The sequence below is a fragment of the Pseudomonas sp. PHC1 genome (genome assembly GCF_046487845.1).
In the GTDB taxonomy this organism is placed as follows: Bacteria; Pseudomonadota; Gammaproteobacteria; order Pseudomonadales; family Pseudomonadaceae; genus Aquipseudomonas; species Aquipseudomonas sputi.
The window spans coordinates 121,129-134,814 of record NZ_JBJXHJ010000008.1; the positions used below are offsets into that span (position 1 = coordinate 121,129).

Genomic DNA, 13,686 nt, shown 5'->3' on the forward strand with positions numbered 1-13,686 from the left:
CCGCGCACAGGCCCGTGCGCAAGGATCTCCCATGACAGACAACCGCCCTGCCCGCTACCTCAGCGACACCGACCTCAAACGCTACGTGCCGGTGCACGTGGTCTGGGAAATCACCCTCGCCTGCGACCTCAAGTGCCTGCATTGCGGCTCCCGCGCGGGGCATCGGCGTCCCGATGAACTCAACACCCGCGAATGCCTTGATGTCATCGACTCCCTGGCTGCGCTCGGTACGCGGGAAATCACCCTGATCGGCGGCGAAGCCTACCTGCGCAAGGACTGGACGCAATTGATCCGCGCGATCCACGACCACGGCATGTACTGCGCGATCCAGACCGGCGGGCGCAATCTGACCCCGGCGAAGATGCAGGCGGCGGTCGATGCGGGGCTCAACGGGGTCGGGATTTCCCTGGACGGACTCGCCCCGCTGCACGACAAGGTGCGCAATGTGCCAGGCTCGTTCGACAAGGCTGTCGACACCCTGCGCCGGGCCAAAGCCTCGGGGCTGGCGGTGAGCGTCAACACCCAGATCGGCGCGGCCACATTACCGGACTTGCCGGAACTGATGGACACCATCATCGAACTCGGCGCCACCCATTGGCAGATCCAGATCACGGTAGCCATGGGCAATGCCGTCGACCATCCGGAACTGTTGCTCCAGCCGTACAAGCTGTTGGAAGTGATGCCGCTGCTCGCCCGGTTGTACCGCGAAGGTTTGGATCGCGGCCTGCTGATGAACGTCGGCAATAACATCGGTTACTACGGCCCTTACGAACATCTTTGGCGCGGTTTCGGTGACGAGCGGGTGCACTGGAGCGGCTGCGCGGCCGGCCAGACCGTGCTCGCATTAGAAGCGGACGGCACGGTGAAAGGCTGCCCGTCACTGGCCACCGTCGGTTTTTCCGGTGGCAACGTGCGCAACATGAGCCTGCACGACATCTGGCATTACAGCGAAGGCATGCACTTCGGTCGCCTGCGCTCGGTCGATGATCTGTGGGGCTACTGCCGAAGCTGTTATTACAACGACGTCTGTCGGGGTGGCTGCACCTGGACGTCGCACTCGCTGCTGGGCAAACCCGGCAACAATCCCTACTGCCATTACCGCACCCTGGAATTGCAAAAGCAGGGTTTGCGCGAGCGCATCGTCAAAGTCGAAGACGCCGCCCAGCGCTCGTTTGCCGTCGGACGCTTTGACCTGATCACCGAACGCATCGACACCGGCGAAAAAGTCAGCAGCGTCAGCGACAGCGGACAGGTGATCAAACTGGCCTGGATCAATCAGGGCCAATCCTCCCCCGAAGAAGGACGCCTGCCGACGCAATTGGCCCTGTGCCGCAGCTGCCTGCAATACATCCACCCGCACGAATCGATCTGCCCGCACTGTCGCGCCGATGTTGCCGCCGCCGAGGCCCGCCACCTGACCGACCGGGCCCGGCAGCAGGCGATCATGAAGACGCTGAGCGATTTGCTCGCGGGAGTGCCGAGTTCGTTGAGCTAAGACGGTGGCAGCGGCCGTTCGCCCGCTCGCCGCGAAAAATCTCGAACTCGCTCGGTGGCGCTGCATCCAACTTTTAAGCCAACGGAGGTCAGCGCCATGAACAACGACAACAAAGCCCAACCCACGGATACGTCCGGCAAACCGGTCGATGTGGTCAACCGCGATCTTGAGGACCGGGACCACGATACCCGCGGCGTGGATGAGGTCATCACGCCCTCGTCCACTCGCACCAAGGAACAGGACGCCGAGACGTTACAACGCAAGGTTGACGAAATCGAACGCAAGGTTGCGGACGGCAACTGATCGGTTAGCCCGAGCAGGTCTTTCGGGCTTCATCGGTGGCCCTGATTGTCAGGGCCATCGCTGGAAACGCCCGGAAAACCTGACCGGCGATGCCATTCGGGAAATAAGTAGCTGTTTTCCATGAAATTTATTGTCTTGAGGGGTTCCCAGATCGGAAGAACGCTGGTAAATTGCCGCCCACTGTTGCAGAGGTCCTCCCGGGACTGAAACCAATAGCTACAGGGGCGTCGCCAAGCGGTAAGGCAGCAGGTTTTGATCCTGCCATGCGTTGGTTCGAATCCAGCCGCCCCTGCCATTTTTCCTCGTTTCACCCTCCTCCGTTTCATCTCTGCCTCAACGGCACATCATTTCTTTGTATTCAACGTAATCGCCGAACGCACCAGTGCTTTCAAAGCCTTGGCATCGATCGTGTCGTCTTCGTGAACATCAATCGCCCGCCGGGTATTGCCTTCCAGACTGGCATTGAACAGTCCTGACGGATCCTCCAGCGCCGCGCCTTTGGCGAAGGTCATTTTCACCACAGCCTTGTAGGTTTCCCCGGTGCAGATGATTCCGTTATGCGACCAGACCGGAACACCGCGCCACTTCCACTCCTCGACGACCTCCGGATCCGCCTCATGAATGATCGTGCGAATCTCGGCCAGTTTCTGGCCACGCCAGTCGTTCAGTTCCTTGATTCTCGCGTCGATCCGCACAGACGGATTCTCAGTCGCCACGCCGCCGCTATCCTTCTTCATTTCCTTTTCCTCCCGAAAAACCTTGTCCGCTATCCAGCCTAGCGCCGACTGCGCCAAACGCCGGGCAAAAAAAGCCCCGCAAGGTGCGGGGCAAAGGAATTGGTTGGTTGCGGCCAACCAAAGGAGCATCGTCAAAAGCGTTAACCGTCAGGCGTTACAGGCACTCCTGGGCAGCCCGTTCAAAACTCGACGGCAGGAAACTCGACGCCAGCAAGTGGCGCTCATACAAAAACACCTTGCCGCCGTCCGGTGCCTTGTAGGCTTCAAGGACGTTGTCCGCCGCCACCTTGCTCGGCACCACGATCCGGTAGCTGCGCTGGGTCTGCGACACGGTCGGGTTCAGCGCACTGCCCTGCAGTTTCGGCACCACGCATTCGGCGTACTGGGCGGGCGTCTTGTGCGTCTGCAGGGTCAGCGTCGGGTCGTTCGGCGCAGAGGCGCAAGCGCTCAGCAGTAAAGTGACAGAAGCCATGGCAGGGATAAAAAAAGCACGCATGGATGAAATCCTGAAAATAAAAGGTTCGGTTATTCGGCAACGTTCAGTGTCACGGGCACTGCCGTTGCCGTTTTTGATTAAGGTGTTCAGCCTGCACTCACCAGGGCCTTGAGCGAATCATCGAACTGCTTCAACGCACTCAGTTGCAGGTCGCGCTGCTGTTCGATCCCGGCAGCGATTTCAGGCGCGGCCTTGTTGTGTACCCACACCGACGGCAGCTCCTTCTCCACCGCGCCTTCGGCCTTGCCGATGTATTGCAGGTTGGCGTCGTAGAAGCGTGCGGCGAACCGCGCTTCGACCTGACTGTTGCGTTGAGTCAGCAGACGGTTGTGGGTGTCGAGCATCACCACTACGTCTGGACGGGCCTGCACCAGCGCATCAAGGTTTTCGTAGACGGTCACCGAGAGAAACTGGTGTTGCAGCGAACTCATCAGCCAGTCGATGGCCAGTTCCGGGTCGGAGCTGTCAACGAAAGCCTCACGGATCCGCGCATCGAGCGCATCCTTGGCACCGTTCACCGCAACATCGTGGTAACGCTCGAGGTATTGCAGGTTGTCCAGGGTGTTTTCGCTGTACAGCACACCGACGGTTTGCGAGTGCTGCAGCGCGGCACTGCTGGCGGCGACGGGCAGAAAATGGCACGACTTGGCGTCGTCTGCGTAAGCCGGGGCTACGGTAGCGGCCACCCCGCCCATCAGCAGGGCGACGACAGCCAGTCGGGTCAATGTCTTCATCGCGCAAATTCCTTCAGCAGCGTGTTCGATGGAGGCGATTTTCCGCCCATCGGCGCCAAAGCAGAACTTGCGTTTCTTGATGGTCACTATTACTTGAACCAATAGTTACGCAGCGTGCAGACTGCAGCACACTCAATCACAACGAAAACAGATGAGGATTACCCGTGCGAACCTTTGATCTGATCCGCGATGCCGTCGTGCCAGAATTTCGCGACCGCGTGGCCGAATACCTTGTCGAATACGAAACCGTGCTGGGCCAGTCAGCGGACGATTCGGAGTCGGTGCGGGCCGTGGCCAATCAATTGCGCGGCTATCTGCGCGGCCTCAACACCACGCGAGTACTGGGCATGGCGGACTGGGAAGAACTGGACCGGCGCGTGCTGAACACCTGGCTGGCACCTGCTCGATGACACGCTAGCCTCTTCAGGCCGGGAGCCACCACCTCGGCCGGCGTGCCGCTGCAGCGCGTCAGTCAGGAGCCGTCGCCCCTCTGCGCAGCGGCAAGTTGAGGATGAATTTCTCGCAGTCGTCGGAATAGGTCAGGTCGACCGGATCGTCCGGGTTGATCAACAGCAATTCGCCCGGCACCAGATGATGCTCGCGCTGGTGCCCGCGCCACAGGCAGTTGCCTTGCAGCAGGACTTGCAGGTGATACACCGTTTCCAGTGCAAGTGAAGTGACGCGAACGCTGCCGCCATAGCTGATGCGGCACAGGTCGAGGTCGGCGAGTTTGCGGTGGTTGAGGCTGGCTTGCGGATGGGTGGTTTTGGACAGGCCGATGAAATGCTGGCCGACGTGCTGATTCACATAGTCGGAGACGGCATACGGGTCAGCGTGGCGAAACACGCTGCTGCGGTCACTCAGCAGGCGGCTGTCCATGGGCAAGGCACTCGATCTTGTCGTTATGGTGATGGTCACGGTTTACGCCATCACCGGTCACAGTACGCCGGCGAGCAAGATCGGGCAATTGGACGAAGGTTCGGGTGTCCGGTGATCGAACGGTTTCATCGAGCAGATATGTTCAGGCCAATGTATGCCAGTAGAAATGAATGAATTCGTCTTCATATTCGGCGAAAAGCGAGACGATGAAATCCGTTTTCATCGAGTACATCAATAACGCACCGATGAAACCGGAAGGCTCGTGCAGTGGTTGCTTGAGCGGCACGATCAGTTCGACCGCCCGTTCTGCCACCAACTGGTTGAAAACCTCTTCGGAAATCGGTTCAAACTGCGCGCCGCCAACGTATTCCGGGAAGCTGTGATCCCCACCTGGTTGACGTTCGTGCCACTCGGCATTCAGCCACACATTCAAGCCGTTCGTATGATGCGATTTGCTCACACGGGTGATTCGAATGTACTCCTGACCGCAGGGGACGAGGAAGGCGCTCGATGGATACGTCAGGTAGTAAAGACCGGGACAATCGTTGTGGCAGGGCCAAAAAAGCAGCTGTTGTCGCGTGAGTTGGTCAAAGTCGTTTCTGTCGAACATGGGAACCTTTGGCTGATAAGGGGATGAGCATACATTTGCAGCGCCAAATTTTTTTCAGGTGGCAGGACAACGCGGCTCTGCAAGGTGAACCCAGCCCCTCAAAGCAAACTCCACGACACCCCGACATACATCGCCATGCCCTCGCCCGGTGTGGATCGTGCCGCGTCCAGTCCTTTATCGTCATAGCCCGGCGTAACGGTAGCGGCGTAGTGTTTGTCGGTCAGGTTGCGCATGTCCAGCCAGGTCTGCCAGTCGCCTTTCGGTGCGTTGTAGCCCAGTGTGGCGCCGAAGGTAGCGTAAGGATCGGCGTAATAGCTGTTGGCGTAATCCACTGCGGTTTTCGAGACCAGTTGCGTGTTGACCGCCGCGAAGAAACCTTGCGGGAAGTCATAGCGCAGCTCGCCCTGGTAGTAATGCATCGGCAGGCCCGGCAGGCGGTTGTCGCCGAAGCGGTCGTCGTCGCGGTAGTGGAAGTCGCTGAAGGTGTAGGCCTGACGCAGGCTAAACTTGCCGCCATCGTTCGCTGACCACAGGTTGCTGTTGAGGCTGGCTTCGACACCTTGGTGTACGGTCGGGCTGGCGTTGAGTTCGTAAGGCGTGGTGGCGTTGGCGTCCGGCAACACCGAAAGCAATTCGTGGCGCACCTGCGCGTAGTACCAGGCCAGGCTCCATTCGCCGAGGGCGCTGTCGCCACGGCCGCCGAGTTCCAGGGTGGTCGCGGTCTGGTTTTGCAGCTTGACCGGATCACGCTGGGTGCCGGTGGCGGCGCCGCTGCCGGCCGGGAACCGGACGTTGGAGCTGTAGATCAGCGACCACGGATGCGGCGCTTCGACCGAGCGGCTGAGGTTGCCGAACAGTTGCAGATCCGGCGTCAGCTGATAGCGCAGGCCCAGACGGGGCGCGTAGTCCCAGTCGCCGAGGCTAGTCTTGCCGCCACCTTCCGGATACGTGACCGCGCTTTCGCGGCGGGTGTAGATCGCGGCGAGGCCGGTGGTCAGCCACAGGTCGTCGGCGATTTCCAGGTCGTTGCCCACGTGCAGGACAGAATCCGAACCCTGATAAGTGAAGTTGCGCATGTGAGTGCCCGGCGCATAACCGGCAGTATTGCCGGTGGGAATCCGCACCAGCTCGCTGGCACCGTCGTTGGGCAGGTGTTTGGTTACCCGTAAGCCCACCGTGCTGTGGCTTTCTAGACCCCAGAGCGTGTCGCGGCGCTTGTAGTCGAACGTGCCGCTGACATCGGTGTACGCCACCTTCAGGCGATTGGGGCCTTCGCGCAGATCCATCGGGTAGTCGTGATAGACCAGACCGGTCTGGATGCTCGAATCGTCGTCGATGTAGTACGTGGTCTTGTTGCCGATGAAGGTGCTGCCGGGCTGATCGCGGCTGTCGTTGCGCGTCACGTAGGCCGGGTTGGCCGCACGCGGATCGTGCTCGATGGCGTGTTTGGTCACCCGCCCGGCGAGGTCGTTGTCGGTTTCGCGATGACGGATGTAGAAGCGGGTTTCCAGATTCGGATTGAAGCGATAACCGAAGTTGGCGATCACGCCCTGGCTCTTGCTGGCGGTGTGATCCTGATAACCGTCGGAATGCGCGTCGGTCATCGACAGGTAGTAATCGAAGTCGCCCAGCACCTGACCGGAGCTGACTTGCCGCTGGGCATAACCGTGGCTGCCCATGACGTAACGCACATTCAGCAACGGCGCGTTGTAGCCGGTGTGGCTGACGTAATCGACGGCGCCACCGAGGGCCAGCGCACCGCGATCAAAACCGTTGGCGCCGCGCAGCACTTCGACATGGTCGAGCCACAGGGGCTCCAGCAATTCATAAGGCGTGCCGCCGGGGCCGGTCAGCGGCAGGCCGTCGAGCATCGTGTACAGCCCTGATGCGTGGGCGCCGGGAGCGCGGTTGATGCCCGAGCCACGGATCGAGATTTTCGTCCCTTCGTTACCCGCCGACTGGGCATAGACACCGGGCTGATACGCCAACACGTCCTGATTGCTGGCGACCCTGCCCTGCAAAGGCTGGCGCATATCCACCACGTTGCTGCCACCCGGCACCCGAGCCAGACGAGCCTTCGCCTCTTCCACCGACGCATCTTCACCGCTCTGATCCTCGGCCCCGATCAGCACTTGCCCCAGTTCCAGCCCCTGGGATTGCGCCTTGAGCGGACAGACAAGGGCCAGTCCCAGCAAGGCAGCGGGCAGGGTTTTGAGCGAAGGCATCGGGTGAACTCCAGACAGGCGGGAACGGACAGTGACAACTGCGACGCAGGAAAGAACGAAGGAAACACATGGCGATTTTGTTTTTTGTCAGGTAAACAGGCGGCTGAAATTCGGGACATTGATTTGAACAAGGGAGATGCAGGGATGGCCGAAGAAGTTCTGAAGTCGAAGATGGTCAACTTTCTGGTGACCGATGCTGAACTGAACTACGAAGATGTAGGCGAGTTCTACGAGGTCGTGGGGAGCGGCAATGTCGGCGTACTGGCCGGGGTGCTCGAGGGATTCAGAAATCACTATGGCGGATTGTGGGTGGGCGGCAGAGTCACCGTCACCGAAAACGCCGTTTACTTGAATGCCAATGCCATGAACCGCATGGTTCAGGACGGGACACTGGATGTCGAGATACCGATGCCGACGATCCGCAAGGTCACCGTCGAAGGCGGTTTCCTGACGAAGATCGTCCGTCTCGACACAGACGCCTACAGTGTCAAATTCCGCTGCTACGGTGCCAAGGACGTTGCCTCGCTGATCGCCAGGCAGGCCCTTTCGCAGTCGTTGAAACGCGCGCGTTAATAAGGCCTCGCCTGAATGCCCGGGTCGAACCCGGGCTCAGAGGGAGCCCGCGAAGTCAGCGTCCATCGCGGGCCGGTCGTAATCGAGAAGATACGTCTGATGCCGGTGATACAGCCTTGAAAGTAGCGCCTTGTTGGGCCCGACCACGTCCATCCCTCGGTCGTCGTAAGGGAAAACCATCACTCCGGCCTTCAAGTTGAACAGGTAGACCGCGCAGCGAGGATTCGGCGCGATTGCCCCAAAATCCGCAGCCAGTGCACACCAGAGCAATGCCTGAAGCAACCTTGCGGGCGTTTCGAATGCGAGATTGATCCAGTACTCGGGTTCGCTTTCGCAGAACCAGTCATCCGGGTCAGTGGGTTCACTCCAGATCGAGCGTTGTGCAGGTATCTCGATGCCTGCCGAACGAAGGGACTGAAGCAACGATCGATGGGCAAATCGTTGGCCATCGGAGTGGAAACGCAGGCAGGTCACCAGCGTGGACTCACCACTGAAAATGTCGGCGCAGATCTCGGTCGACTTTCGCAAGGCCAACAGGAACTGCTCGATCATTCCTCCCGTTTCGGAGAGTTCGAAACGCAGTCCTCCCGGGCAGGAATAAAACAGAGGCCTTGCGAAGGCCTGATCGGTAAAAATCCGCTCGATTTCAAGATGAAGATTCACTGAAGTCCTTTCCGGTCAATGTGGCGTGGGCGGCCATGCCGCCCTGTTAATTCTTGCACTTGGCCAACACCACCTGACAGGTATTGGGCGTTCCGCCCGAGCGGCCGGCGTAGCGCATGCAGTTATTCATGGATTTTTTTTGCGCGATCCCCAGGGTCGCTCCCCACGCAAGACCGCCCTCGCCTGACGTCGGCACCGCTTTGGCATAGCAGCGATCACCGGTGGTCGCGTAGTGAGCCTTGCTCGAACAGGACGCCGTCAGGATCAACAGGAACGCGCACAGGCCATACGAGCATCGGCGTACCCAGAATTTGCTCATCTCGTTTCACCTGCAGCAAGTGGGGCTGACCTGTTCAGTCTAGCCGCAATGACTCGGTAGCCGCTCATTGCTCCGTCGCCTGTCGATACTGACGTGGCGTGAATCCGGTCGACGCCTTGAACTGGCGGGTGAAAGCACTGTGATCGGTGTAGCCACATTGCAACGCCACCTCGGTGATCGGCAGTTCGGTGTGCAACAGGCGATGGGCCTGTTCCAGCCGCACTTTCTGAATCATCTGCCTCGGCGTCAGGTGGAACACACGTTTGCAGTAGCGCTCCAGTTGCGCCACCGAGATACCGGCGATCCGGGTCAACTCGCCCAGGGTCACCCGTCGATTGAAATGCGCGCGGATGTGTTCGTCGACCGCCGCCAGGCGCTGAAACGCGGGATGGGTTTCGCTGGCCGATTGCAGGTCCACCGAAATCCCCGCGAGGCCGATGATGTCGTCGTCACGGTTGTACAGCGGACGCTTGTGCGTCAGGCACCAGCCTGGTTCGCGACTGCCGTACAGGTGCAGTTCCAGCTGATCCTCCAGCACAAATCCCTCTTCCAGCACCCGTCGATCCTGCTCGGTATAGCCCGGCCCCAACTGCGCTGGAAACACCTGCGCACTGGTTTTGCCGAGCAGCGGTTTCAGGTCTTTCAGGCCGCAGCGCTGCACCAGCGTGCGATTGGCCAGGACGTACCGCGCCTGCACATCCTTGATGAAAATCGCCGCGTTCGGAATCACGTCCAGCATCGGCAACAGCGGCGCCACCCCCGCCAGCAGTGCCTCGAGGGTGTGGGGACGATTGTGCTCATCGTCCTGGCACAGGATCGCAAATGCGTTGTGCATGGTGACGGTTTTCCCCGGTGAGTGGATCGGGCTGAGGCGTTCGCGTGCAGATTGCAGCAACGATCCAAGCGTGTCGAGCGCCGCTGTCGTTCTTCGCAACTGTGCCGATTTCGTCATCCAGAGCTGCGCAAAACATCAATCGCCCGACGCCTGATGAGTTCACTGTTTAACCGTTCCTGTGACTCACACCTGCCTATCCAATAACTCACAAGAAGGCGATGCCATGTCAGGCCAAGGCAAGTTCAAAAAACAACTTTCATTGATCGACCTCACCTTTATCGGACTGGGGGCAATCTTCGGTTCCGGCTGGTTGTTCGCAGCCAGTCACGTGTCGGCGATTGCCGGGCCGGCGGGGATTTTTTCCTGGTTGCTGGGCGGGTTCGCCGTGTTGCTGCTGGGCATCGTCTACTGCGAACTGGGCGCGGCATTGGCCCGCGCTGGCGGTGTGGTGCGTTACCCGGTTTACAGCCACGGGCCGCTGCTCGGTTACCTGATGGGTTTCATTACGCTGATCGCGTTTTCCAGCCTGGTGGCGATCGAGGTGGTTGCCTCGCGCCAATATGCGGCGGCCTGGTTTCCGAGCCTGACCAAAGCCGGCAGCGGTGATCCGACCCTGCTCGGCTGGCTGGTGCAGTTCGGCCTGCTCTGCGTGTTCTTCCTGCTCAACTACCGCAGCGTGAAGACCTTCGCCAAGGCCAACAATCTGGTCAGCGTGTTCAAGTTCATCGTGCCGCTGCTCGTGATCGGCGTGCTGTTCACCTTCTTCAAACCGCAAAACTTTCAGGTTCAAGGCTTCGCCCCTTTCGGACTCTCGGGCATCGAGATGGCCGTCTCCGCCGGCGGTGTGATCTTCGCCTACCTGGGCCTGACCCCGATCATCTCGGTGGCCAGCGAAGTGAAGAACCCGCAACGCACCATTCCGATTGCGCTGATCCTGTCGGTGCTGCTCTCGACCGCGATCTACGTGCTGCTGCAAATCGCCTTCCTCGGCGGCATCCCGACCGAATTGCTCGCCAATGGCTGGGCCGGGGTTTCCAAGGAGTTCGCCCTGCCGTATCGCGACATCGCCCTGGCGCTGGGCGTGGGCTGGCTGGCGTATCTGGTGGTGGCGGACGCGGTGATCTCCCCGAGCGGCTGCGGCAACATCTACATGAACGCCACGCCTCGGGTGATCTACGGCTGGGCGCAGACCGGCACGTTTTTCAAGGTCTTCACCCACATCGACGAAAAGTCTGGCATCCCGCGTCCGGCACTGTGGCTGACCTTCGCCCTGTCGGTGTTCTGGACCCTGCCGTTCCCGTCGTGGGAAGCACTGATCAATGTGGTCTCCGCCGCGCTGGTGCTGAGCTACGCCGTGGCGCCGGTGACCGTCGCCGCGCTGCGGCGCAATGCGCCGGACATGCCGCGCCCGTTCCGGGTCAAGTGCATGGGCGTGCTGGGGCCGGTGTCGTTCATCATCGCTGCACTGATCGTCTACTGGTCGGGCTGGAACACCGTGTCCTGGCTGCTCGGCCTGCAAATCCTGATGTTCGTCGTCTACCTGTTCTGCGGCCGCTTCGTACCGACCGCCCACCTCAGCCTGTCCCGGCAAGTGCGCTCATCCGCGTGGTTGATCGCCTTCTACGGCGTGACCATCGTCCTGTCGAAACTCGGCACCTTCGGCGGCCTGGGCATCCTCACCCATCCGTTCGACACCCTGGTCGTCGCGGCCTGTGCGATGGGCATTTATTACTGGGGCGCCGCCACCGGCGTACCGGCGCATCTGCTGCGTCTGGAATCCGAAGAGGATGAAAGCGAAGTCGCTGCGACCTCCCCCGCCGCCTCCACTAACCCGCGCACTGCCGGCGCTTACTGAAATCACTCAACGGGACCTGTCCATGAAACGAGTACACGTCATTGATTCCCACACCGGCGGCGAACCCACGCGCCTGGTGATGAAGGGTTTCCCCGATCTGCCCGGCCGCACCATGGCCGAGAAACGCGACGCCCTGCGCAATCAGCATGACCAGTGGCGCCGCGCCTGCCTGCTGGAGCCGCGCGGCAACGAGGTGCTGGTGGGCGCGCTGTATTGCGAGCCGGTGTCACCGGACGCCACTTGCGGGGTGATCTTCTTCAACAACGCCGGTTACCTCGGCATGTGCGGGCACGGCACCATCGGCCTCGTTGCATCGCTGCAACATCTGGGGCTGATCGCACCGGGCGTGCACAAGATCGACACGCCGGTCGGCCCGGTCAGCGCCACGTTGCATGAAGACGGCGCCGTTACCCTGGGCAACGTGCCCGCCTATCGTTCACACAAACAGGTGGCGGTGGAAGTGCCGGGGTACGGCCGCTTTCTCGGTGACGTCGCCTACGGCGGCAACTGGTTTTTCCTGGTCTGCGAACACGGCCAGTCGCTGACGATGAACAACGTCGACACCCTGACCGACCTCACCTGGAAAATGCTCAAGGCCCTCGAAGACCAAGGCATCCATGGCGAGGACGGCGCGCTCATCGACCATATCGAACTGTTCGCCGATGACGCCGAGGCCGACAGCCGCAACTTCGTGATGTGCCCCGGCAAGGCCTACGACCGCTCCCCTTGCGGCACCGGCACCAGCGCCAAACTCGCTTGCCTGGCCGCTGACGAAAAACTCGCGCCCGGTGAGCGCTGGGTGCAGGCGAGCATCACCGGCAGCCAGTTCGAAGGCCGCTTTGAATGGGAAGGCGAGCGCATCCGCCCCTACATCACTGGCCGCGCCCACATGACCGCCGACAGCACGCTGCTGATCGACGAAACCGATCCGTTCGCGTGGGGCATCTGAGCCGCCGCGCTGCACTTTCAAACCCCTCTGAATGACCGTTCCAAGGAGAACAATAATGAGCGACAACATCTTCACCGGCTGCATGCCCGCCCTGATGACCCCGTGCACCGCCGCGCGCAAACCGGACTTCGACGCGCTGGTGGCCAAGGGACGCGAGTTGATCGACATCGGCATGAGCGCGGTCGTGTATTGCGGCTCCATGGGCGACTGGCCGCTGCTCACCGAAGCCGAGCGTCAGGAAGGCGTGGCGCGGCTGGTGGCCGCCGGGATTCCGACCATCGTCGGCACCGGCGCGGTCAACACCCGTGAAGCGGTGTCCCACGCGGCCCATGCGGCGAAAGTCGGCGCGCAGGGCTTGATGGTGATTCCTCGGGTGCTGTCCCGTGGCGCTTCGGCGGCAGCGCAAAAAGCCCACTTCGCGGCGATTCTGCAAGCGGCGCCGAACCTGCCGGCGGTGATCTACAACAGCCCTTACTACGGCTTTGCCACTCGCGCCGACCTGTTCTTCGAACTGCGCCGTGAATACCCGAACCTGATCGGTTTCAAGGAATTCGGCGGTGGCGCCGATCTGCGCTACGCCGCTGAAAACATCACCTCCAAGGACGATGACGTAACTCTGATGGTCGGTGTCGATACTCAGGTGGTGCACGGTTTCGTCAACTGCAACGCCACCGGCGCCATCACCGGCATCGGCAACGCCCTGCCCCGCGAAGTGCTGCAACTGGTGGCCCTGAGCAAACAGGCCGCCAAGGGTGACGCCAAGGCCCGGCGCCAGGCCCGCGAACTGGAATCGGCGCTGGCGGTGCTGTCGTCCTTCGACGAAGGCACGGATCTGGTGCTGTATTACAAACACCTGATGGTGCTCAACGGCGACAAGGAATACACCCTGCATTTCAACGAAACCGATGCCCTTAGCGACTCACAGCGTCGTTACGCAGAAGCCCAATACGCGCTGTTCCGTCACTGGTACGAAAACTGGTCGGCGGAGCAAAACTTCGACTGACCTGCCGCTG

The 13,686-nt window shown here is 60.9% G+C and carries 15 protein-coding genes, 1 tRNA gene and 1 pseudogene; 8 read left to right on the top strand and 9 right to left on the bottom strand.

The window, feature by feature from the left end; translation table 11 throughout:
* Positions 1 to 31 precede the first annotated feature (31 nt).
* From ACKJSM_RS14035 to ACKJSM_RS14045, 3 genes are all read left to right on the top strand, one after another.
* A complete protein-coding gene (locus ACKJSM_RS14035; protein ID WP_410237944.1) occupies positions 32 to 1,495 on the top strand; it encodes a GDL motif peptide-associated radical SAM/SPASM maturase in 1,464 nt (487 codons plus the stop codon).
* A gap of 96 nt (positions 1,496 to 1,591) precedes the next feature.
* Complete coding sequence (locus ACKJSM_RS14040; RefSeq protein ID WP_410237945.1) at positions 1,592 to 1,798, top strand: hypothetical protein; 207 nt, start codon at positions 1,592 to 1,594, stop codon at positions 1,796 to 1,798.
* A 220-nt stretch (positions 1,799 to 2,018) separates the two neighbouring features.
* Positions 2,019 to 2,093 (top strand) — tRNA-Gln (locus tag ACKJSM_RS14045).
* Between the two features lie 49 nt (positions 2,094 to 2,142).
* On the opposite strand, the gene ACKJSM_RS14050 is transcribed toward ACKJSM_RS14045, so the two are convergent.
* From ACKJSM_RS14050 to ACKJSM_RS14060, 3 genes are all read right to left on the bottom strand, one after another.
* Complete coding sequence (locus ACKJSM_RS14050) at positions 2,143 to 2,535, bottom strand: DUF1801 domain-containing protein (protein ID WP_410238033.1); 393 nt, start codon at positions 2,533 to 2,535, stop codon at positions 2,143 to 2,145.
* Between the two features lie 154 nt (positions 2,536 to 2,689).
* Entirely contained in the window at positions 2,690 to 3,031 is a 342-nt protein-coding gene (locus ACKJSM_RS14055; RefSeq protein WP_236181797.1) for a hypothetical protein, read from the bottom strand.
* A gap of 86 nt (positions 3,032 to 3,117) precedes the next feature.
* A complete protein-coding gene (locus tag ACKJSM_RS14060; protein ID WP_410237947.1) occupies positions 3,118 to 3,765 on the bottom strand; it encodes an ATPase in 648 nt (215 codons plus the stop codon).
* Positions 3,766 to 3,929: 164 nt separating this feature from the next.
* Here ACKJSM_RS14060 and ACKJSM_RS14065 point away from each other — a divergent pair, with 164 nt between their 5' ends.
* The gene (locus ACKJSM_RS14065; protein WP_236181799.1) at positions 3,930 to 4,175 is read left to right on the top strand and encodes a hypothetical protein; all 246 of its coding nucleotides are present in this window, start codon (positions 3,930 to 3,932) and stop codon (positions 4,173 to 4,175) included.
* Positions 4,176 to 4,257: 82 nt separating this feature from the next.
* Here ACKJSM_RS14065 and ACKJSM_RS14070 read toward each other — a convergent pair.
* From ACKJSM_RS14070 to ACKJSM_RS14080, 3 genes and pseudogenes are all read right to left on the bottom strand, one after another.
* A pseudogene (locus ACKJSM_RS14070) lies at positions 4,258 to 4,644 on the bottom strand (AraC family ligand binding domain-containing protein); the annotation flags it as partial.
* Positions 4,645 to 4,786: 142 nt separating this feature from the next.
* Positions 4,787 to 5,254: a hypothetical protein gene (locus ACKJSM_RS14075; RefSeq protein ID WP_011333744.1), complete on the bottom strand. Its 468-nt coding sequence runs from the start codon at positions 5,252 to 5,254 to the stop codon at positions 4,787 to 4,789.
* A 98-nt stretch (positions 5,255 to 5,352) separates the two neighbouring features.
* Positions 5,353 to 7,479, bottom strand: coding sequence for a TonB-dependent receptor family protein (locus ACKJSM_RS14080; protein ID WP_410237949.1), 2,127 nt, complete (start codon positions 7,477 to 7,479; stop codon positions 5,353 to 5,355).
* Between the two features lie 144 nt (positions 7,480 to 7,623).
* Here ACKJSM_RS14080 and ACKJSM_RS14085 point away from each other — a divergent pair, with 144 nt between their 5' ends.
* Entirely contained in the window at positions 7,624 to 8,052 is a 429-nt protein-coding gene (locus ACKJSM_RS14085; RefSeq protein WP_410237951.1) for a hypothetical protein, read from the top strand.
* A gap of 36 nt (positions 8,053 to 8,088) precedes the next feature.
* Here the strand turns inward: ACKJSM_RS14085 and ACKJSM_RS14090 are convergent, their stop codons facing one another.
* The 3 genes from ACKJSM_RS14090 to ACKJSM_RS14100 form a co-directional block, all read right to left on the bottom strand.
* Complete coding sequence (locus ACKJSM_RS14090; protein WP_410237953.1) at positions 8,089 to 8,715, bottom strand: DUF3885 domain-containing protein; 627 nt, start codon at positions 8,713 to 8,715, stop codon at positions 8,089 to 8,091.
* Positions 8,716 to 8,761: 46 nt separating this feature from the next.
* Positions 8,762 to 9,034: a hypothetical protein gene (locus ACKJSM_RS14095; RefSeq protein WP_410237954.1), complete on the bottom strand. Its 273-nt coding sequence runs from the start codon at positions 9,032 to 9,034 to the stop codon at positions 8,762 to 8,764.
* A gap of 64 nt (positions 9,035 to 9,098) precedes the next feature.
* On the bottom strand, positions 9,099 to 9,869 hold the full coding sequence (locus tag ACKJSM_RS14100; RefSeq protein ID WP_410237955.1) for a helix-turn-helix domain-containing protein: 771 nt from the start codon (positions 9,867 to 9,869) through the stop codon (positions 9,099 to 9,101).
* A 223-nt stretch (positions 9,870 to 10,092) separates the two neighbouring features.
* Between ACKJSM_RS14100 and ACKJSM_RS14105 the strand changes: the two genes are divergently transcribed.
* From ACKJSM_RS14105 to ACKJSM_RS14115, 3 genes are read left to right on the top strand one after another with little or no spacing between them, the layout of a single operon-like run.
* Positions 10,093 to 11,724 carry an APC family permease gene (locus ACKJSM_RS14105; RefSeq protein ID WP_410237956.1) on the top strand — a complete coding sequence of 544 codons (1,632 nt, stop codon included), beginning with the start codon at positions 10,093 to 10,095 and terminating at the stop codon, positions 11,722 to 11,724.
* Positions 11,725 to 11,746: 22 nt separating this feature from the next.
* Positions 11,747 to 12,673, top strand: a complete 927-nt coding sequence (locus tag ACKJSM_RS14110; RefSeq protein WP_410237958.1) for a 4-hydroxyproline epimerase — start codon at positions 11,747 to 11,749, stop codon at positions 12,671 to 12,673.
* Positions 12,674 to 12,728: 55 nt separating this feature from the next.
* Positions 12,729 to 13,676, top strand: a complete 948-nt coding sequence (locus ACKJSM_RS14115) for a dihydrodipicolinate synthase family protein (RefSeq protein ID WP_410237959.1) — start codon at positions 12,729 to 12,731, stop codon at positions 13,674 to 13,676.
* The last annotated feature ends 10 nt before the right edge of the window (positions 13,677 to 13,686 follow it).